Source organism: Pseudomonas sp. P179, from assembly GCF_000478485.2.
GTDB classification, from domain to species: Bacteria; Pseudomonadota; Gammaproteobacteria; order Pseudomonadales; family Pseudomonadaceae; genus Pseudomonas; species Pseudomonas aeruginosa.
In genome coordinates, this window is the sequence record NZ_KI517354.1 from 1,272,558 (window position 1) to 1,292,102 (window position 19,545).

Consider the following 19,545-nt stretch of genomic DNA (forward strand, 5'->3'; position numbering starts at 1 on the left):
CATCCAGCGGCTCTAGATTGGCCTGGGTCTTGCTGATCTAGACCACACCCGCGGCAGTCCCGCCCGAAGGAGCGTCGAGAACTCCCGAGGCTGCCCGACCGAACCTCTCGAACGAAGGAGCACCGAATGAAACGCATGCTTGCTTCATTGCTGGGAACCACCATCGCCCTCGGCAGCGGCCTGGCGTTGGCGGCCGAAGCGGACCTGCAGGCGCTGGAACAGGCCGCGCGCAAGGAAGGCCAGGTCAACAGCGTCGGCATGCCCGACAGCTGGGCGAACTGGAAGGACACCTGGAAGGACCTTGAGAGCAAGTATGGGCTCAAGCACATGGATACCGACATGAGTTCGGCCCAGGAGCTGGCCAAGTTCAAGGCCGAGAAGGACAACGCCAGCGCCGACATCGGCGACGTCGGCGCCGCCTTCGGCCCCATCGCCGTGCAGCAGGGCGTCAGCCAGCCGTACAAGCCGAGCACCTGGGAACAGATCCCGGCCTGGGCCAAGGACCAGGACGGCCACTGGGCACTCGCCTACACCGGGACCATCGCCTTCATCGTCAACAAACAACTGGTGAAGGACGTACCGCACAGCTGGGCCGACCTGCTGCAGGGCAAGTACAAGGTCACCATCGGCGACGTCAGCGCTGCCGCCCAGGCGGTCAATGGGGTGCTCGCCGCGGCCATCGCCAACGGCGGCGACGAGAAGAACATCAAGCCGGGCCTGGAGTTCTTCGGCAAGATCGCCAAGCAGGGCCGCCTGTCGCTGACCAACCCGGTGATCGCCACCCTGGAAAAGGGCGAGGTCGAAGTCGGCATCGTCTGGGACTTCAACGGCCTCAGCTACCGCCAGCAGATCGACCCGGAGCGCTTCGAGGTGCTGATCCCCTCGGACGGCTCGGTGATCTCCGGCTACACCACCATCATCAACAAGTACGCCAAGCACCCGAACGCCGCCAAGCTTGCCCGCGAGTACATCTTCAGCGACGCCGGACAGATCAACCTGGCCAAGGGCAACGCGCGACCGATCCGCGCCGAGAGCCTGACCCTGCCGGACGACGTGAAGGCCCAACTGCTACCCAACGAGCAGTACGCCAAGGCCCAGCCGATCAAGGACGCCAAGGCCTGGGAGGAAACCTCCAAGCGCCTGCCGCGGCAGTGGCAGGAAGCGGTGATCATCAACATGCAGTGACGCGGAGCGCGGCCGCCCTCCCCGGCGGCCGCCCCGCATCGACGGATACCCCGAATGCGCCACGACGTCATCCTCGTCCTGTTGGACGGCCTCAACCATAGCGTCGCCCGCGACTGCATGGGGCATCTCCAGGCCCTCTGCGGCGCCGGCCGCGGCCAGTCGTACCGCCTGGAATGCGAGTTGCCTTCGCTGTCCCGGCCGCTCTACGAATGCATCCTCACCGGAGTGCCGCCGATCGATAGCGGCATCCTGCACAACGACGTGGTCCGCCTGAGCCAGGAACAGAGCCTGTTCCACTACGCCCGCGCGGCCGGCCTGAGTACCGCGGCAGCGGCCTACCACTGGGTCAGCGAACTGTACAACCGCGCGCCGTTCGACCCGGCCCGCGACCGCCACACCGACGACAGCGCAATGCCGATCCAGCGCGGACACTTCTACTGGAGCGACCACTATCCGGACTCGCACCTGTTCGCCGACGCGGAAAGCCTGCGCCGCCGGCACGCACCGAACTTCATGCTGGTCCACTCGATGAACATCGACGACGCCGGGCACAGGCACGGCCTCGCCAGCCCCGCCTACCGCAACGCCGCGCGGCGCGCCGACGCACTGCTGTCGGAATACCTGCACCAGTGGCTGGCGGCCGGCTACCAGGTGGCGATCACCGCCGATCACGGAATGAACGAGGACCGCAGCCACGGCGGCATCCTCGAGGAGGAGCGCGAGGTGCCGCTGTTCGTCTTCGGCGACGCCTTCAGCCGCGACGACCTGGCGCAACCGCTGCAGACCGACCTCTGCGGCACGCTCTGCGAAATCCTCGGCGCCGCCCACGACAAACCCGTCTGCCGGGAGCTGCTCGACCCATGAAACGACTCTCCGGCAAATGGCTGGCGCTGCTGTTCCTGCTGCCCTTCGCGGCGTTCTTCGTGCTTTTCCAGATAGCGCCGCTGGCCTGGGTCGCGCTGAACAGCCTGAAGGCCAGCGACGCCTGGAGCCTGGCCAACTACCTCGAGCTGTTCGGCTCGCCCTTCTACCGCCAGGCGATCCGCCACAGCCTGGAGATCGCCGGCTGGTCGAGCCTGCTCGGCCTGCTCATCGCGGTGCTCGGCAGCCATTCGCTGCGCCACGTCGACAGCCGCCTGCGCGACTTCGTCATGGCCTTCTCCAACATGACCAGCAACTTCGCCGGGGTACCGCTGGCGTTCGCCTTCATCATCCTGCTCGGCTTCAACGGCGCGCTGACCCTGTTGCTCAAGCAGGCCGGCTGGATCGACGACTTCAATCTCTACTCGAAGACCGGCCTGATAATCCTCTACACCTATTTCCAGATCCCCCTCGGGGTGATGCTGCTCTACCCGGCCTTCGACGCCCTGCGCGAGGACTGGCGCGAGTCCGCCGCGCTGCTCGGCGCCAACGGCTGGCAGTACTGGCGGCACATCGGCATCCCGGTGCTGACCCCGGCGCTGCTGGGCACCTTCGTCATCCTCCTGGCCAACGCCCTCGGCGCCTACGCCACGGTGTACTCGCTGACCACCGGCAACTTCAACGTGATCCCGATCCGCATCGGCGCGCTGGTCGCCGGCGACGTGTTCCCCGACCCGAACATGGCCAGCGCCCTGGCCATGGTGCTGGTCGGCCTGATGACCCTGATCACCCTGGTCCACCAATGGCTGCTGCGCAGGAGCTACCATGTCGCGCGCTGATCGACGTCCTGCCGCGCTCTACCATCGCCTGGTGGTCTGCGCGCTGTTCCTGATCCTGGTCCTGCCGCTGGCGGCGACCCTGCTCTACTCGCTGGCCACCCAGTGGTCGGCGACCCTGCTGCCGGACGGCCTGACCCTGAAGTGGTACCTGACGCTGTGGAGCGACCAGCGCTTCCTGCTGGCCTTCGCCCGTTCGCTGCTGGTCTGCTTCGGCGCCCTGGCGTTCAGCGTGTTGCTGATCCTGCCGCTGATGTTCGTCATCCACTACCACTTCCCGCGCCTGGACGGCGTGATGAACGTGCTCATCCTGCTGCCCTTCGCGGTGCCGCCGATCGTCTCCTCGGTGGGCCTGCTGCAACTCTATGCCAGCGGGCCGCTGGAAATGATCGGCACGCCCTGGGTGCTGGTCGGCTGCTACTTCACCATCGCCCTGCCGTTCATGTACCGGGCGATCACCAACAACCTGCAGGCGATCAACCTGCGCGACCTGATGGACGCCGCCCACCTGCTCGGCGCCAGCACCTGGAAGGCGGCGCTGCTGGTCGTGCTGCCGAACCTGCGCAAGGGGGTGATGGTGGCCCTGCTGCTGTCGTTCTCCTTCCTCATCGGCGAATTCGTCTTCGCCAACCTGCTGGTCGGTACCCGCTACGAGACCCTGCAGGTGTTCCTCAACAACATGCGCAACAGCAGCGGCCACTACACCAGCGCAGTGGTGGTCTCCTACTTCGTGTTCGTCCTGGTCCTGACCTGGGCGGCCAATCGACTGAACAAGGACAAGGCCTGATCATGTCGTTCGTCAGCGTCGAACAGCTCGACAAGAGCTACGGTGCCACCAGCATCTTCCGCGATATCGACTTCGCCGCCGCCCGCGGCGAGTTCGTCACCCTGCTCGGCCCCAGCGGCTGCGGCAAGTCCACCCTGCTGCGCTGCATCGCCGGGCTGACCGAGGTCGACAGCGGGCGCATCCTCATCGACGGCGAGGATGTGGTGCCTTTGCCGCCGCAGAAGCGCGGGATCGCCATGGTGTTCCAGAGCTACGCGCTGTTCCCCAACATGACCGTGCAACAGAACGTCGCCTTCGGCCTGCGCATGCAGAAGGTGCCGGCGGCGGAACTGAAGCAGCGGGTCGCCGAAGCCATCGAACTGGTGGAACTGGGCGAGTACGCCGCACGCTACCCGCACCAACTCTCCGGCGGCCAGTGCCAGCGCGTGGCGCTGGCCCGCTCGCTGGTGACGCGCCCGCGCCTGCTGCTGCTCGACGAGCCGCTGTCGGCCCTCGACGCGCGCATCCGCAAGCACCTGCGCGAACAGATCCGCCGCATCCAGCAGGAGCTGGGGCTGACCACGGTGTTCGTCACCCATGACCAGGAGGAAGCGCTGACCCTGTCCGACCGCATCGTCCTGATGAACGCCGGACGCATCGTCCAGAGCGGCGACGCGGAGACCCTCTACACCGCGCCGGAAAACGCCTTCGCCGCCGGCTTCATCGGCAACTACAACCTGCTCGACGCCGAACAGGCCAGCCGCCTGCTCGGCCAGCCCTGCGCGCAACAGGTGGCGATCCGCCCGGAATCCCTGCGCCTGGGCAACGAACCGAGCGAAGGCGTGCCGGCGCTGGTACGCTCGCACAGTCTGCTCGGCAACGTGATCCGTTACCGCGTCGAGGCCGCCGGGGTGGAACTCACCGTCGACGTCCTCAACCGCAGCGCAGACCGCCTGTATCCGGCCGGCAGTCAGCTGACGCTGGTCATCGATCGCAACAGTATTCGAGAGGTAGCTTGATGAGCCTGGTGATCTTCGACCTGGACGAGACCATGATCCACGGCGACTGCTCCAGCCTGTGGAGCCAGCGCATGGCGAGTCTCGGCTGGGTCGACGAATCCTTCGTCCGCCGCGACGCCGAACTGATGGAGCAGTACGCCGAAGGCAAGCTGTCCATGGACCTGTACATGGACTACACCCTGCAACCGCTGATCGGTCGCAGCGTCGAGGAAGTCGAGCGGGAAGTGGAGGCCTACGTCGAGGAGGTCATCGAGCCGCTGATCTACAGCGACGCCTGCGCCTGCCTGGCGCGCCACCGCAGCGCCAACGACCGGGTGCTGATCGTCTCCGCATCCGGGGTGCACCTGGTCAAGCCGATCGCGGCGCGGATCGGCGTCGACGAAGTCCTCGCCATCGATCTCGAAGTGCTCGACGGACACTACACCGGCCGCACCCTCGGCACCCTCACCTATCGCGAAGGCAAGGTATTGCGTCTGCTCGACCTGCTGGAAGGAGACGATCGCCAACTGGCCGACGCCTGGTTCTATTCGGACTCGCGCAACGACCTGCCGCTGCTGAAGCTGGTCGGCCATCCGAATACGGTCAATCCGGACCCGACCCTGCTCGCCTACGCCAAGGAAATGGGCTGGCCGGTCAACACCTGGCGCTGACAGGCTCGCTGCGAAAGCGCGAGCGGATCGCGCTTTCCATCGCCTCGCCGAAGCGGCCCTTCAGGCCAGCGACGGGTCCACCACCAGCACGACCTTGCCCTGCACCTGGTTGCTCGCCAACGCCTCGAACGCCGCCTCGGCGTCGCCGATCGGGAAGGTTCGCTCCAGCTGCGCGCGGAGTTTCCCGGCGGAGAACAATGGCCAGACCTTCAACCCCAGTTCGGCGATCAACTGCGCCTTGAACTCGGCATCACGGGTACGCAGGGTCGAGCCGGTCAACTGGATGCGTTTGCCTAGCAGTTGAGCCAGGTCCAGTTGCGCCTCGCGGCCGCCCATCAGGCCGATGATCACCCAGCGCCCGTCGCGCCGCAGCAACTCCAGGTTCAACCCGGCATAGCGGGCGCCGACCGGATCGAGGATCACGTCGAACGGGGCGAAATCGCGCAGCGATTCCAGGCTCTGCTTGCGCAGCACGCCGCCGGCGGCGCCCAGGGATTCGCAGTAGGCCAGGCGTTCGGCGGAACCGACGCTGACCCAGCAGGGGTTGCCGAACGCCTTGCACAATTGGATGCCGGCCGAACCGACGCCGCTGGCGCCGGCGTGCAGCAGCACTTTCTCGCCGGGCTGCAACGCCGCCAACTGGAACAGGTTCAGCCAGGCCGTGGCGTAGACCTCCGGAATCCCCGCCGCCTCCGCCAGGCTCAGCCCTGCCGGGACCGGCAGTACGTGGCGCGCGTCCACCACCACTTCCTCGGCCATGCCGCCGCCGGCGAGCAGCGCGCAGACCCGGTCGCCGACCTGCCAGGTGCTGCCCGCGCCCACCTCGCTGACCACACCCGCACACTCGAGCCCCAGCGCCGGGCTGGCGCCGGGTGGCGGCGGGTAGAGCCCGGCCTTCTGCAACAGGTCGGCGCGGTTGAGTCCGGCGGCCGCCACGCGGATGCGGATTTCGCCCTGACCGCAGGACGGGGCGGCGATTTCCGACCACTCGACACGACCTTCGATACCTTGCAATGCGTTCACGCTGCCTCCATAGTGGGGTTGTCACGGCCCGATCACCCAGAGTCGGGCTTTTTGCATTGCGCCAAGGGAACCCGGCGCCGGCTAATAAGGCCTAATATGCGTCATTACTCCGCGATCAGTCGAATCAGCATGAAGCGTTTTCTGCCCCGTACCGCCCTGTTGCTCCTCCTCGGCGCCAGTTCGCTGCCGCTGTTCGCCTCGACCGCCGTCTCCGTCGGCAGCGCCCAGAATTCCTGGGACAGCCTGCAGCCGGACCGCGAGCAGGTCATCGCCAGCCTCAACGTCGTGGAACTGCTCAAGCGGCACCACTACAACAAGCCGCCGCTGAACGATGAACGCTCGGCCAAGATCTACGACAGCTACCTGAAGATGCTCGATCCGGCGCGGATGTACTTCACCGCCGGCGACATCGCCGAGTTCGATCGCTGGCGCAACAGGTTCGACGACTTCCTCAAGAGCGGCGACCTCGATCCCGGCTTCGTCATCTACAAGCGCCACCTCGACCGCCTGGAAGGTCGGCTCGACTATGCCCTGGCGATGCTCGACAAGGGCGTCGACAAGATCGACTTCAGCGTCGACGAGAGCCTGCTGATCGACCGCGAAAAGGCCCCCTGGGCGAAGGACACCGCAGAGCTCGACGACCTCTGGCGCAAGAAGGTGAAGGACGAGGTCCTGCGCCTGAAGATCACCGGCAAGGACGACAAGGCGATCCAGGAACAGCTCACCAAGCGCTACAAGAACCAGCTGTCGCGCCTGAAGCAGACCCGCAGCGAAGACATCTTCCAGGCCTACATCAACGCCTTCGCCCAGTCCTACGATCCGCACACCCAGTACCTGTCGCCGGACAACGCGGAAAACTTCGACATCAACATGAGCCTCTCGCTGGAAGGCATCGGCGCGGTGCTGCAGAGCGACAACGACTACGTCAAGGTCGTACGCCTGGTGCCGGCCGGCCCGGCGGCGAAGAGCAAGCAGATCGCCACCTCCGACAAGATCATCGGCGTCGCCCAGGGCAAGGGCGAAATGGTCGACGTGGTCGGCTGGCGCCTGGATGAAGTGGTCAAGCTGATCCGTGGGCCGAAAGGTTCCCAGGTACGCCTGGAAGTGATTCCGGCGAGCAACGCGCCGAACGACCAGACCAGCAAGATCGTCGCCATCACCCGCGAGGCGGTGAAGCTGGAGGACCAGGCGGCGAAGAAATCCATCATCAAGGTCGACCACGAAGGCCGCAGCTACAAGCTCGGCGTGATCGACCTGCCGGCCTTCTACCTGGACTTCAAGGCCTACCGCGCCGGCGACCCGAACTACAAGAGCACCACCCGCGACGTGAAGAAGCTGGTCGCCGAGTTGCAGAAGGACAAGGTCGATGGCATCGTCCTCGACCTGCGCAACAACGGCGGCGGCTCCCTGCAGGAGGCCACCGAGCTGACCGGCCTGTTCATCGACCAGGGCCCGACCGTACTGGTGCGCAACAGCGACGGCCGCGTCGACGTGCTCAACGACGACGAAGGCAAGGCCTTCTATACCGGCCCGCTGGCGGTACTGGTCAACCGTCTCTCGGCCTCCGCCTCGGAGATCTTCGCCGGCGCCATGCAGGACTACCACCGCGCGCTGATCCTCGGTGGACAGACCTTCGGCAAGGGCACCGTGCAGACCATCCAGCCGCTCAACCACGGCGAACTGAAGCTGACCCTGGCGAAGTTCTACCGAGTCTCCGGTCAGAGCACCCAGCACCAGGGCGTGATCCCGGACATCAGCTACCCGTCCATCGTCGACGACAAGGAAATCGGCGAAAGCGCCCTGCCCGACTCGATGCCCTGGGACACCATCCGCCCGGTGGTGAAGGACGAGGCCAACCCGTTCAAGCCGTTCCTCGCGCAACTCAAGGCCCAGCACGACGCGCGCACCGAGAACAACGCCGACTTCGTCTACGCCCGCGAGCGCCTGGCGCTGGCCCAGGAGCTGATGAAGGAGAAGACCGTCAGCCTGAACGAGGCCAAGCGCCGCGCCCAGCAGACCAGCATCGAGAACCGCCAGTTGGCCATGGAGAACGCCCTGCGCAAGTCCAAGGGCCAGGAGCCGCTGAAGGAACTCAAGCGCGAGGACGAGAACGCCCTGCCGGAAGAGGACGACAAGACCAAGCCGCAGGACGACGCCTACCTCACCGAGTCCGGGCACATCCTGCTGGACTACCTGAACCTCAACTCGGCGGTGGCCAAGCACTGAGTTCAGCGGGAGCGTCATAAAACAGTCATGGGACTGTCGTGAAATACGGGGCCGGTTGCACAACCGGCCCTTTTTCATTGCAACGAGAGCGTTCCATGACCGTCACCGAGCAGTTGAGCGCCCTGGACAGCATCCTGGCCCACGGCGACCTGCACTGCCTGTTCCAGCCCATCCTCTCGCTTTCCGAACGGCGCCTGGTCGGCTACGAAGCGCTGACCCGCGGTCCGTCCAACAGCCCGCTGCACTCGCCCCTGGCGCTGTTCGCCGTGGCCCGCCAATGCGGACGGCTGAGCGAACTGGAACTACTCTGCCGACAACGCGCCTTCAGCCGCTTCCGCGACATCCAGGGCGACGCCATGCTGTTCCTCAACATCTCCCCGGAGTCCCTCCTCGAGGCCGGCCATCCGCCCGGCCGCACCCTGCAATTGCTGCAACAGCTGGGGATCTCGCCGAACCGGGTGGTGATCGAACTGACCGAACAGACCCCCATCGACGACTTCGACCTGCTCGACACCGCGCTGCACCACTATCGCGCCATGGGCTTCTCCATCGCCCTCGACGACCTCGGCGCTGGCTACTCCAGCCTGCGCCTGTGGTCGGAACTGCGTCCGGACTACGTGAAGATCGACCGCCACTTCGTCGACGGCATCCACCTGGACACCGTGAAACGCGAGTTCGTCGGCTCCATCCTGAAGATGGCGCGGGCCTCTCGCGCCCAGGTCATCGCCGAAGGCATCGAACTGCCCGAGGAACTCGCGGTGCTTAGCGAGATGGGGGTCGACCTGGTGCAAGGCTATCTGTTCGGCCGCCCGCAGGAACACCCGGCGAGCGACGTACAACAGATGCTGCCCAGCGCTGGCGCCCCCAGCCAGTCATCCGGCGACGAGCACGGCGACCTGCGTGCGCTGCTGCTGGAACAGCGCGCGGTCGACGTTCGCACCTCGCCCCAGGAAGTGGTGGAAATCTTCCGCCACCAGGCCAACCTGAACTCCCTGGCGATCCTCGACGAAGAAAGGCGTCCCATCGGCATCGTCCATCGCCACGCGCTCACCGACGCCTTGCTCCGGCCCTTCGCCTGCGACCTGTTCCTGCGCAAGCCGATCAGCCGCCTGATGAGCGACGATTTTCTCGCCGTGGAACTCGGTCAGACCCTGCAGCAGGTCAGCCGCCTGCTGACCAGCCGCGCACGCCAGCGTATCGAGGAAGACTTCATCGTCACCCGCGGCGGGCACTATGCGGGAATGGGCCGGGTGATCGACGTGCTCAGGCTGATCACCGAGGAAAAGCTCCAGCAGGCGCGGCACGCCAATCCGCTCACCTTGCTTCCCGGCAACGTGCCGATCCAGCAATGCCTCGAACGCCTGCTGCAGCAAAGGCGCGAGGCGGTGATCTGCTACATCGATGTCGACAGCTTCAAACCCTTCAACGACTTGGGTGGGCTTCACTATGGCCTGAAATCGCTCACTTCTACTGTCTGGATATGCAAATGCTGCGGAGGTACTAACAGAGCAGAGTTGGCTCCGTGTGGAGACTCAGCTAAATCTGCACGGGCCAGAGTTGACCTTACCCTTCAGTGCTGCCCCCTGCCCCCATCCGGGAAGGCGTAAGCCAGGCAAGGCATAGCGGCATATCGACAGCATGGTCAGCTTTCAGTTAGGGTTCGGTCATAGAAACACCCGAACAACCTAAGTAATGGATTACACGTCGATATGACGCAGATAATAAACCGGGATGCTGCTGACAAAACAAAAGGCTTCCGGCTCCAAAAGCTCCGGGCTGCAACGCTTCTACTGAAAGCAGCAAATGACTTGTCGAATGTAAACTTCTACTACGCAGCGATTGAAGCGGAAGAAGATGTAACAATAATAAAAACTGTAAATCTAAGCACAGAGCAAATAATTGAAGAAGACAAAAACTATAGCTCTGATAGCAACTTCACCATATACTCAGAAGCCGTACTAAACACCCTCGTAAGCTTTTTCGATATCTATATAGGCAAGTGGCATAAAAGCCAATCCACAGTATTCAATTTTAGCTTTTACACCACGACGAACTTCGGAAAAGAGAAAAAGAAAGAACTTGCAGACGGAACAACCATAGAGCTTCCCGACAAGCCTATCCTTGAAATCCTTAAAAATTCATCTGAAATCCCCGACAACATATCCAGTATTGTCAAAGCCATTCTGCTTTCAGAATACAAAAAGCAATATGAAAAAATCCCCGGCAATGGCTACCTCAAAGCTCTAGAAGACATTTCTTTAGAAGACTTCAAGATTTTTCTTAAGAAAATAAACTGGCTATCTGGGCAAGAAGACGAGTCAGAACTCCAAGACAGTGCAGAGAAACTGATAAAGAGCTGTAAATATTATCAACTCAGCATGAGCGGAAAGGAGCAACTGATCCTCGCCAAAATTCTCGACAAAATTGATGAAAAGCAACACTTCGAAGACTTTGCAGAGAGATTTATAAACTCGGCCGAGGTAGAGCTAATTTTCAAAATGGCAGAATCCGAAGTCAGTGAACAACTGCTCGACCCCATATGGAAAGAACTTCAAGAGCTATCAGCCAAAATCACCGACAAACGCAATTTAGAAGAAAAAATACTAGATAGTTGCCCTGCATACCCAAAATCAAAAATTGCAACCCTTGCAAGAAAAGCCTGTAGTTCGAAAACAGAAGAAGAAGCAAGCAACAGAAGCTTTTTATCATTAAAGTATCGAGTTTTTGAAGCCTGCGAAGACTATTTTTTCGATAACAACAAATTCAGCGACACCGTTAATCAAACTTCAATCGACACCACAATAAAATCATTACAGCAAAAAGCAGCAGACACGATTAAAGAACTAAAAAAGGATTACACATACACAGTATCAAACAAAGAAACCATCAACGGAATAGTAGTAAACTTAATAGATTCATGTTTCATATGCTTCGACGAGGAGAAATCCGAATGAACGAGGCAGCCAAAAAGAACTTAATGTTCATATCATCTGATGACTTCTATCTACTAACATACGCGACAATAATTATCCTTGACTGCCTTAACTGCACCAAGGGGCGAGTCTTTAAAGACTACAGAAAAATTCCATTCATAATAGAATTAATAACTAACAATCGAAACATACTAATATTAGAATCCTCAGCCACAGAGAAGCTACACAAAGGCGATAAAGACTTTCTTTTTCACAGCTATACAAATGGTCTTGCAAAAAGAAGCGAAACATTAAAAATTTTATTCACTCTTGAAAAAAAGGGATATATATCTCTCCACAAGGGGGACACAGAATCACTAGTCAACATAGCCCTAAACAAAGAAGAGCTACCCTCGGGCTTTCTATCCAAGGAAGTCTTCAAGAGCGAGTACATGAATTGCGAGAAATTCAAGAGGACAATTCAGAGAAGCACAGCTATTACTCTTGATACATTTCTTAGCAAGACATATCGGGACAGAGGTATAAAAATATGGGAAGTTTAAGAATTCAGAAGGTAGTTTATGAGGGCGCAAATTACCATTTCGAATCCCCCCTATTTGATGAAAACCTCATTCTTATAGAAGGTGACAACGGAACGGGCAAGAGCACCTTCTGCAATTTGATCTATTATGGGCTTGGCGGGCGAGTTAGCGAATTCAGCCGTAAAGAGAAGAAAGAGCAGCACAAACAAATTACAGAAGACAAAGACAATCGCGTAGAGCTTTACATAAAAATAAACAATGAAAGCTACAAATTAACTCGCCATATAGACGACAACGATATAGCTGTATCATCTACCCTAGAAGCCTGCGACATCGGAACCAAATCACCAGTATTAATATACAACAACGATGAGCCCACCTCCATATTTCAGGTATTTCGTTCTCCTGAAGTTGAGTATATATTTTCCGACTGGATTCTCTCGAAGCTTGGAATAACCGTTGTAGAGCTATACCAAGGCTATAGAAATTTCAAAATTAATTTTACTGATCTTATGCGGCTTATCTATCACGACCAGCAGCCCGACCCTAAAGGGGTTTACAAAAAGATAGATACCCAAAGCAATTTCATGAATGACTCAGAGCTTCTGAGAAAAGCCATCTTTGAGCTTTTAGTCGGGAAAACATTTTCGGAATACTACGAATCCCTTTCTAAGTCAAAAGCACTAGAAAAAGATAAAAATATTGCAGCGGGGCTTCTGAAAGAATATTCCCGAATCATTGAAGAGCTATCTGGAAGCTCAGAACCGCTAAATATTTCGTTCCTTCAGACGTCCCTGCAAGAAAAAGAGAATCAATTAGAACGTTTGCACAACGCTAGGAACAAATTCAAAAGCAATAGAGAGGTCAGAGGCACAGTAGTAGACCATGCACTGATAGACATCAAAAATCAAATCACCGAAAAACAACTAAAATTAAGCAAATCAAATCAAGACCTGATCTCAACCTTAGGTGAAAAACAACAACTAAATACCGTAAAAGAAAATACTCTAAGAGAAATCTCTCAAATCGTAAAAATCATACACTCGCATGATCAACTAAATTTATTCTCGGCAGACACATGCCCTTACTGCTTAGGAAAGGTTGAGCGAGCAACAGGTCATTGTGTATGCGGCTCAGAAATACAAGAGGAACAATATCAACGCTTCTTCTACACATCAAAAGAATACAAAGAAATCTATAAAGCAAAAATCAAGACAACCCAAACCATTGAAATAGCGATAGCTGATTGCGACCAAGACCTAAATACTATTCAGAATGACATTCGCAGACTAGAAACAGAAATTCCAGAGTTAATGCGAAAAATAGAAGAACGGATTGACAACCTAGATACTCCAGTAGACCTAGACACAATTAATGATATTGACGATGAAATTCTAAACACTCGTCAAGACATAGAAAAAATACGCCAGCAAATTGAAGCAGAAAGCAAAAATGTTCGCCTAACAAATGATTATGAGCGAAAGAGAAGCGAGCATGAAAATTCAAAGCTGCAAACAGATGAGTTAGAAGCAAAAGCAAAAATAGATATTCAAGAGAAGGTAGGGAAGCTCAGCTCCATCTACAACAAGTTAATGACCGACTCTCTACCTGACTGCAACACTGCTCGCATAAGCTTAGATGACTACCTCCCGATAGTTGGTAGCGGGGAGTATAGAGAGGCCAGCTCAGCCGTATCAAGGCGACTCATGTATTATCTCGCCCTCATGAATCTATCCCTCTCACAAGAAGACGTACCATTCCCTAGATTCTTGCTTATCGATACACCAGAAACATCAGGAATTGAGCTAGATAATCTTAAACGTTGCCTTGAAAAAATTGGCGAGCTTGGTAGCTATGGAAAATCTTATCAAGTCATACTCACTACCGGCCTCAAAAAATATCCTGACAGTTTTAAAGAGCATAGAAAAATATATCTTCCAGATAAGCAGCATCGCTTATTAGTCAAAAACTAAAATCCCAGTAAGGGGGCTACACTTTTTTCACAAATTGTGCCCCCAACGTCTTGTAAAGATCTGCTTGTGCCGCAGAGTATGAAATTTCACGAATTGAGCCGTTGACCGATCTCTACGGCTACGCCCGCGGCGACGACTTCATGCTGGTGCTCGGCCCCGAGGACTGGCGCACACGGATCGACCGATTGCTGGAAACCTTCCAGAGCCAATGCCGACGCTTCTACAGCCGCGAGCACCTGGACGCCGGCTGTTTCGTTGCACACAATCGCCATGGCCAGCGCGAGGAGTACCCGCTGCTGTCATTGTCCGTCGGCGTGGTGCATCTACCGGCCGAAGCCTGCCAGGGAATGGATGCCGCGCACCTGGCGACGCTGGCCTCCGAGGCCAAGCGCCAGGCGAAGGCGCTGCCAGGCTACAGCCTGCACCTGATCGAGGCCGCCTGAACCGTTCGTTCAGCTATAGACCGAGCGCGGACGCCCGTTGCGCATAGTGCTCGGCGCGCTCGCTGTCCGGCGCCAGGCCCGGGCCTCCATCGCGGTAGAGTTCCGCCAGCTTGCGCGCCGCCAGCGGGTGGCCCGCCTCTGCCGCTTGCGCCCAGTGGCGGCTGGCTGCCAGCGCGTCGGGCGCTTGCCGGCTGTCGCCCTTGAGCGCCTGCACGCCGAGCTGGTAGGCCGCTTTCCCATCGCCCGCGCTGGCAGCCAGGCGCAGCAGGCGCAGGCCCTCCTCGCGTGCGCCGAAGCCCTGTCCACGGAACAGCAGCAGGTGACCGTAGAACGCCTGGGCGTCGCGGTGTCCGAGGTTGGCCATGCGCGAGAACTGCCCTTGCATCCACTGCCAGGCTCGCGGCTGCTTGACCAGCCAGGGCCAGCCCAGCAACTGCCGGGCCACGCCGTAACCGAGGCGGGCGCGCAGGCGCCAGATCCATTCAGAGTTCATCGGGATACTCGAATTCGAAGACACGGACCACTTCCGCCGCATGCCAGCCAGCCGCGGCCGGGCCGTCCGGCGGACCGGAAAAACGCCCGAGGCGCTCCACGCACTCGAAGAAACCGGTGCGCGGCAAGCGGCTTGCGCCCTGGCTGATGACCAGCGAACTGCGCAACGGACGCCCCGAGCGCGCATCCAGCGATGCCAGGTGCTCGAGAGCCGCGGTGAGGGTGGTCATCGCCGGAGTCGGCAGTTGCAGGCGCTCGATCAGCGCCCGGTAGGTGAGCAGATGACGCTGGCGACGCGCATCCTCGATTTCCAGCAGCAGGCTATCCCAGTGTTTACGGCTGATCAGCACACTCAAGGTCAGGCCCCCGTCGCTTTGCCCAGCACACGCTCCAGGGCGAACAGGATGGCCTCGCTGGCCTCGCGTTCGCCGCGTTCGATCATCGTCATGTAGGAAGGACTGATACCGACCTCCCGGGCCACCTGTTCCAGGCTCAGGCCGCGCGCCTCGCGGCGCTCCAGCAGGCTCGCGGATGGCACCGCCGGCGCGGTCGTCTCCACCGCGACACTGGCGGCCGGGCGACCGGCGGCGGCCAGCAACGCCTGGTATTCGGCCCAGGGCAACACCGCGTATTCCGCCTCGCCGTCTCGCGTGATCACTTGGACATTCATGTCGGTCTCCTTGCAAGCCGCCATCTTATCAGGCACCGCGCCGCTGCGGACTGGCTATACTGCTGCCCTGGTCACACAGTCTGCCTGGTGGAGGAGCCCACGGGTGCGCCGGAGAAGTCTTGGTTTGTGCATCCTGCTGGGAGTCGGACAGGCCTTCGCCGGCGAGCTGCGCTGGGGCTTCAGCCCCGCCGACGGCATGCCCTACGTGGACATCGTCGATCACCAGCTGCAAGGCGGCTTCACCCGCCAGTTGGGGGAGCGGGTCGCGCAGCGGCTGGGATTGTCGCTGCGTTTCGTGGAAACGCCGAACCGAAGGATCGACGGCTTCATGGCCAGCGGACATATTCACGTGATCTGCAACTCCAACCCCGGATGGGATAGCAAACCCGAACGCTACCATTGGTCTCCTGCCCTCTTCGAAGAGCAGGACGTCCTGCTGCAGCGCGACGACCGTCCGGCGATCCGCGACTTCGCCGAGCTGCGCGGCAAGACCCTGGGTACAAGTCTAGGCTATGTCTACGCGGACGATCTCATGCAGGCCTTCGCTGCCGGGGAAATTCGCCGCGAAGATACCCGCGACCTGGCCAGTCGCGTGCAGATGCTCAAGCGTTCGCGCCTGGACGCCGCGGTGGACATGCGCCGCCCGCTGCTCTACCTGACGCGCCAGCATCCCGAGCTGGGCCTGAGCGTCAGTCCGCTGGTACTGCAGAGCTATCGGATGCACTGCATCTATGGCGGACAACTGCCGGTCCCCGTCGAAAGTATGGACCGGGTGCTCGACGAGATGGTCAGGGACGGCAGCATCGAGCGCCTGCTGGAAAACAGCCTGCGAACCCCTCAGGAACCCTGAACGCGCTCCGCCCTGGGAGCCGGCAGCTCTCGCAGCGCCTGCTGCGTCTCGACGGCCTGGGCGTCGCGCCAGACCTTGAAGGCATCCAGCTCGGACTGCCAGCGACGCACTACCCAGGCAAGGACGGCGAGATCGTCGAGCAAGCCGACACCGAAGATGAAGTCGGGGACGATATCCACCGGCGAAAGGAAATAGGCCAGCGCCGCGATCACCGAGAGCAACGCCTGGCGGCTGAGTCCGCGGTATTCGCCGCGAACCCAGGCCACCAGCAGTTCCTGCAGCAGGCGCAGGTCGCTCTTCACCAGCTTCAGGCGCGAGCGCTTGCGTGCTACCGCAATCAACAAGGCGGGCACCCGGCCACGGGCCAGGAAACGTTCCGCGATCCCCAGGTAACGACTGAATCCTCGTGGTGCATCCATCCTTCCACCTCGCTCAAGCGCTTGCCGCCGAGGCTCTCCGGGTTATCCACGCATACTGTGGATAACCTTGTGAACAGCCCCCCCTTCCGTCGGCGAGAAGCCCGTCGCTACAGGCTTTCCGACAGATCGGACACTTTTTAGACAATGCTCTAAAAGCATTGAAAATCAAGGGTTTGACCTAGCGCAACGGACAACCCGAGGTCAATACCGTAGGTCGGGTCGACGTGCGACAAATGTGTGCATAAGGGTAACACCGGCCGTGCCCTCGACCTGTTTTCAGACCCTCGCGGCAGCGCCTGGGTTCAGCCGAATCCGCAAATGAAAACGCCCCGTCATGGACGGGGCGTTTCATGCATCGCGGCGGAAGAATTACTTCTTCGCGTCCGCCTTGGCTTCGGGCTGCGCTGCGGCACCGGCCTCGGGCTCCGCGTCCGGCTTGGACGGATCCTTGATGCCGAGCAGTTCCATGTCGAAGACCAGTACCGAGTTGGCCGGGATCGCCGGGCTCGGGCTCTGCGCGCCGTAGGCCAGCTCGCTGGGGATGTACAGCTTGATCTTCTCGCCGACGTGCATCAGTTGCAGGGCTTCGACCCAACCCGGGATCACGCCGCTGACCGGCAGGTCGATCGGGCTGCCGCGCTCGATGGAGCTGTCGAAGACGGTGCCATCGGTCAGGCGGCCTTCGTAGTGGACGGTCACCACGTCGGTGGCCTTCGGTTGCGGGCCATCGGCCTTCTTCACGATTTCGTACTGGAGGCCGGAAGCGGTGGTGGTCACGCCGTCGCGCTTGCCGTTTTCCTCGAGGAATTTCTTGCCGGCCTTGGCGTTTTCGTCGCCGATGGCCGCCATGCGCTCCTCGGCACGTTTCTGCAGGAAGGCGAAGGCTTCGGTCAGCTCTTCATCGGTGAGCTGCTGCTTCTTCTTGCCGAGGGCGTCTTCGATGCCCTTGGCGACGGCTTTCGAATCCAGGTCGTCCATGCCTTCCTGGGACAGGCTCTTGCCCATGTTCAGGCCGATACCATAGGAAGCTTTCTGCGCCGGGGTCTTCAACTCAACGTTGGTCTGCGAATCGCAGCCGGAGAGAACCAGACCGACCAGTGCGATCGCTGCTGCCAACCGATGTTGTTTCATGCTGAGTCCTTTAATCTGTTCGCCGCTCGGGCATATTCGATGAAGCCGCGAGCTTAGCAGGCTGTCGCGACCAGTGGCTATGGGCAATAGGAACAGGTGCGCGCGGATAAGTTCAAGGCCGAACTTTCCGAAAAATGAAGGAGATAGCAGAACGAACGCGTGGAACGAGGACAGAAGAACAGCGGAAAGGAAGCGTCGAGAAACGTCGAATTATGAAGCGGGAAGGAAGCGCAAGAGATACAGCTGAGGAAGGAAATGGCGCAGCGGACGGGACTCGAACCCGCGACCCCCGGCGTGACAGGCCGGTATTCTAACCGACTGAACTACCGCTGCGCGTAACTTGCGAGATTGGTGGGTGATGACGGGATCGAACCGCCGACCCTCTGCTTGTAAGGCAGATGCTCTCCCAGCTGAGCTAATCACCCTTCACTCTCGAAGTGGGGCGCATTCTACGGAGCGATTCGCCCCCTGGCAAGCCCCTCGATGAAAAAAATTTTCTGCCGTTCCAAGGAGTTAGCGACGGACCGGGGTTGGCCTGAGCCGCCAGCGGCGGAATAATGGGTCCTTTGTGCCCGGAGAGAACGACCCCATGTGGTTCCGCAATCTGCTCGTCTACCGCCTCACCCAGGATCTGCAACTGGATGCCGATTCCCTCGAGAAAGCCCTCGGCGAAAAACCCGCCCGCCCCTGCGCCAGCCAGGAGCTGACCACCTACGGCTTCACCGCGCCGTTCGGCAAAGGCCCGGACGCACCGCTGGTACACGTCAGCCAGGACTTCTTCCTGATCTCGGCACGCAAGGAAGAGCGCATCCTGCCGGGCAGCGTCGTGCGTGACGCACTGAAGGAAAAGGTCGACGAGATCGAAGCCCAGCAGATGCGCAAGGTCTACAAGAAGGAACGCGACCAGTTGAAGGACGAGATCGTCCAGACCCTGCTGCCGCGCGCCTTCATCCGCCGCTCCAGCACCTTCGCCGCGATCGCGCCGAGCCTCGGCCTGATCCTGGTCGACTCGGCCAGCGCGAAGAAGGCCGAAGACCTGCTCTCGACGCTGCGCGAAGCGCTCGGCTCCCTGCCGGTACGCCCGCTGAGCGTGAAGGTCGCGCCGACCGCGACCCTCACCGACTGGGTCAAGACCCAGGAAGCCGCCGGCGACTTCCACGTGCTCGACGAATGCGAGCTGCGCGACACCCACGAGGATGGCGGCGTGGTCCGCTGCAAGCGCCAGGACCTGACCAGCGAGGAAATCCAGCTGCATCTCACCGCCGGCAAGCTGGTCACCCAGTTGTCCCTGGCCTGGTCGGACAAGCTGTCCTTCGTCCTCGACGACAAGTTGGCGGTCAAGCGCCTGCGCTTCGAAGACCTGCTGCAGGAGCAGGCGGAAAAGGACGGCGGCGAAGACGCCCTCGGCCAGCTCGATGCCAGCTTCACCCTGATGATGCTGACCTTCGCCGAATTCCTTCCGGCGCTCTTCGAGGCCCTCGGCGGCGAAGAAATCCCCCAGGGCGTCTGACGCCCCGCTCTCCCGGCGGCGCCCGCCGCTGGGAGAG

At 60.1% G+C, this 19,545-nt stretch carries 18 protein-coding genes, 2 tRNA genes and 2 pseudogenes; 14 read left to right on the forward strand and 8 right to left on the reverse strand.

The features are described 5' to 3' along the window. The first annotated feature begins 126 nt into the window (after positions 1-126). The 6 genes from HMPREF1224_RS18575 to HMPREF1224_RS18600 are packed head-to-tail and all read left to right on the forward strand — an operon-like array spanning position 127 to position 5,317. A complete protein-coding gene (locus HMPREF1224_RS18575) occupies positions 127-1,185 on the forward strand; it encodes an ABC transporter substrate-binding protein (RefSeq protein ID WP_003160733.1) in 1,059 nt (352 codons plus the stop codon). Between the two features lie 54 nt (positions 1,186-1,239). Continuing rightward, positions 1,240-2,049: an alkaline phosphatase family protein gene (locus HMPREF1224_RS18580; RefSeq protein WP_003160734.1), complete on the forward strand. Its 810-nt coding sequence runs from the start codon at positions 1,240-1,242 to the stop codon at positions 2,047-2,049. Then, positions 2,046-2,885, forward strand: a complete 840-nt coding sequence (locus tag HMPREF1224_RS18585) for an ABC transporter permease (protein WP_004351063.1) — start codon at positions 2,046-2,048, stop codon at positions 2,883-2,885. Before HMPREF1224_RS18580 ends, HMPREF1224_RS18585 begins: the two co-directional genes overlap by 4 nt. Beyond that, positions 2,872-3,669, forward strand: a complete 798-nt coding sequence (locus tag HMPREF1224_RS18590; protein WP_003091589.1) for an ABC transporter permease — start codon at positions 2,872-2,874, stop codon at positions 3,667-3,669. Before HMPREF1224_RS18585 ends, HMPREF1224_RS18590 begins: the two co-directional genes overlap by 14 nt. 2 nt (positions 3,670-3,671) lie before the next feature. Then, positions 3,672-4,667 (forward strand): ABC transporter ATP-binding protein, encoded by a 996-nt coding sequence (locus tag HMPREF1224_RS18595; RefSeq protein WP_003109170.1) that lies wholly within the window; start codon positions 3,672-3,674, stop codon positions 4,665-4,667. Then, complete coding sequence (locus HMPREF1224_RS18600) at positions 4,667-5,317, forward strand: HAD family hydrolase (RefSeq protein WP_009876814.1); 651 nt, start codon at positions 4,667-4,669, stop codon at positions 5,315-5,317. The genes HMPREF1224_RS18595 and HMPREF1224_RS18600 overlap by 1 nt, the downstream gene beginning before the upstream one ends. A 60-nt stretch (positions 5,318-5,377) precedes the next feature. On the opposite strand, the gene HMPREF1224_RS18605 is transcribed toward HMPREF1224_RS18600, so the two are convergent. After that, positions 5,378-6,340: an NAD(P)H-quinone oxidoreductase gene (locus HMPREF1224_RS18605; RefSeq protein ID WP_003119687.1), complete on the reverse strand. Its 963-nt coding sequence runs from the start codon at positions 6,338-6,340 to the stop codon at positions 5,378-5,380. Positions 6,341-6,469: 129 nt separating this feature from the next. Between HMPREF1224_RS18605 and HMPREF1224_RS18610 the strand changes: the two genes are divergently transcribed. The 6 genes and pseudogenes from HMPREF1224_RS18610 to HMPREF1224_RS18620 form a co-directional block, all read left to right on the forward strand. Further along, entirely contained in the window at positions 6,470-8,566 is a 2,097-nt protein-coding gene (locus HMPREF1224_RS18610) for a carboxy terminal-processing peptidase (protein WP_074198717.1), read from the forward strand. A gap of 95 nt (positions 8,567-8,661) precedes the next feature. Further along, positions 8,662-10,017: pseudogene (locus HMPREF1224_RS18615) on the forward strand (EAL domain-containing protein); the annotation flags it as partial. A 258-nt stretch (positions 10,018-10,275) separates the two neighbouring features. Beyond that, positions 10,276-11,520 carry a hypothetical protein gene (locus HMPREF1224_RS45330; protein ID WP_004345025.1) on the forward strand — a complete coding sequence of 415 codons (1,245 nt, stop codon included), beginning with the start codon at positions 10,276-10,278 and terminating at the stop codon, positions 11,518-11,520. Next, the gene (locus tag HMPREF1224_RS45335) at positions 11,517-12,041 is read left to right on the forward strand and encodes a hypothetical protein (protein WP_123823005.1); all 525 of its coding nucleotides are present in this window, start codon (positions 11,517-11,519) and stop codon (positions 12,039-12,041) included. Before HMPREF1224_RS45330 ends, HMPREF1224_RS45335 begins: the two co-directional genes overlap by 4 nt. Then, positions 12,029-13,993, forward strand: a complete 1,965-nt coding sequence (locus HMPREF1224_RS44115; protein ID WP_004345027.1) for an AAA family ATPase — start codon at positions 12,029-12,031, stop codon at positions 13,991-13,993. The genes HMPREF1224_RS45335 and HMPREF1224_RS44115 overlap by 13 nt, the downstream gene beginning before the upstream one ends. 122 nt (positions 13,994-14,115) lie before the next feature. After that, positions 14,116-14,436: pseudogene (locus HMPREF1224_RS18620) on the forward strand (diguanylate phosphodiesterase); the annotation flags it as partial. Between the two features lie 13 nt (positions 14,437-14,449). On the opposite strand, the gene HMPREF1224_RS18625 reads toward HMPREF1224_RS18620, so the two are convergent. From HMPREF1224_RS18625 to HMPREF1224_RS18635, 3 genes are read right to left on the reverse strand one after another with little or no spacing between them, the layout of a single operon-like run. Further along, a complete protein-coding gene (locus HMPREF1224_RS18625) occupies positions 14,450-14,929 on the reverse strand; it encodes a tetratricopeptide repeat protein (RefSeq protein ID WP_003091595.1) in 480 nt (159 codons plus the stop codon). After that, positions 14,919-15,284 (reverse strand): hypothetical protein, encoded by a 366-nt coding sequence (locus HMPREF1224_RS18630; protein WP_003114793.1) that lies wholly within the window; start codon positions 15,282-15,284, stop codon positions 14,919-14,921. The genes HMPREF1224_RS18625 and HMPREF1224_RS18630 overlap by 11 nt, the downstream gene beginning before the upstream one ends. Positions 15,285-15,286: 2 nt before the next feature. Continuing rightward, positions 15,287-15,598 carry a helix-turn-helix domain-containing protein gene (locus HMPREF1224_RS18635; protein ID WP_010793243.1) on the reverse strand — a complete coding sequence of 104 codons (312 nt, stop codon included), beginning with the start codon at positions 15,596-15,598 and terminating at the stop codon, positions 15,287-15,289. A gap of 103 nt (positions 15,599-15,701) precedes the next feature. Between HMPREF1224_RS18635 and HMPREF1224_RS18640 the strand changes: the two genes are divergently transcribed. Further along, complete coding sequence (locus HMPREF1224_RS18640; protein WP_003091598.1) at positions 15,702-16,448, forward strand: substrate-binding periplasmic protein; 747 nt, start codon at positions 15,702-15,704, stop codon at positions 16,446-16,448. Here the strand turns inward: HMPREF1224_RS18640 and HMPREF1224_RS18645 are convergent. The 4 genes from HMPREF1224_RS18645 to HMPREF1224_RS18660 all read right to left on the reverse strand — a co-directional run bounded on the left by HMPREF1224_RS18645 (position 16,436) and on the right by HMPREF1224_RS18660 (position 18,423). Further along, positions 16,436-16,867 (reverse strand): YkvA family protein, encoded by a 432-nt coding sequence (locus tag HMPREF1224_RS18645; protein ID WP_003091599.1) that lies wholly within the window; start codon positions 16,865-16,867, stop codon positions 16,436-16,438. The genes HMPREF1224_RS18640 and HMPREF1224_RS18645 overlap by 13 nt on opposite strands. Before the next feature lie 369 nt (positions 16,868-17,236). Beyond that, a complete protein-coding gene (locus HMPREF1224_RS18650) occupies positions 17,237-17,998 on the reverse strand; it encodes a BamJ family beta-barrel-assembly machinery protein (RefSeq protein WP_003091600.1) in 762 nt (253 codons plus the stop codon). Positions 17,999-18,254: 256 nt separating this feature from the next. Next, positions 18,255-18,331, reverse strand: a tRNA-Asp gene (locus HMPREF1224_RS18655). A 16-nt stretch (positions 18,332-18,347) separates the two neighbouring features. Continuing rightward, positions 18,348-18,423 (reverse strand) — tRNA-Val (locus HMPREF1224_RS18660). A 164-nt stretch (positions 18,424-18,587) separates the two neighbouring features. Between HMPREF1224_RS18660 and rdgC the strand changes: the two genes are divergently transcribed. After that, on the forward strand, positions 18,588-19,508 hold the full coding sequence (rdgC, locus tag HMPREF1224_RS18665) for a recombination-associated protein RdgC (protein WP_003091601.1): 921 nt from the start codon (positions 18,588-18,590) through the stop codon (positions 19,506-19,508). The last annotated feature ends 37 nt before the right edge of the window (positions 19,509-19,545 follow it).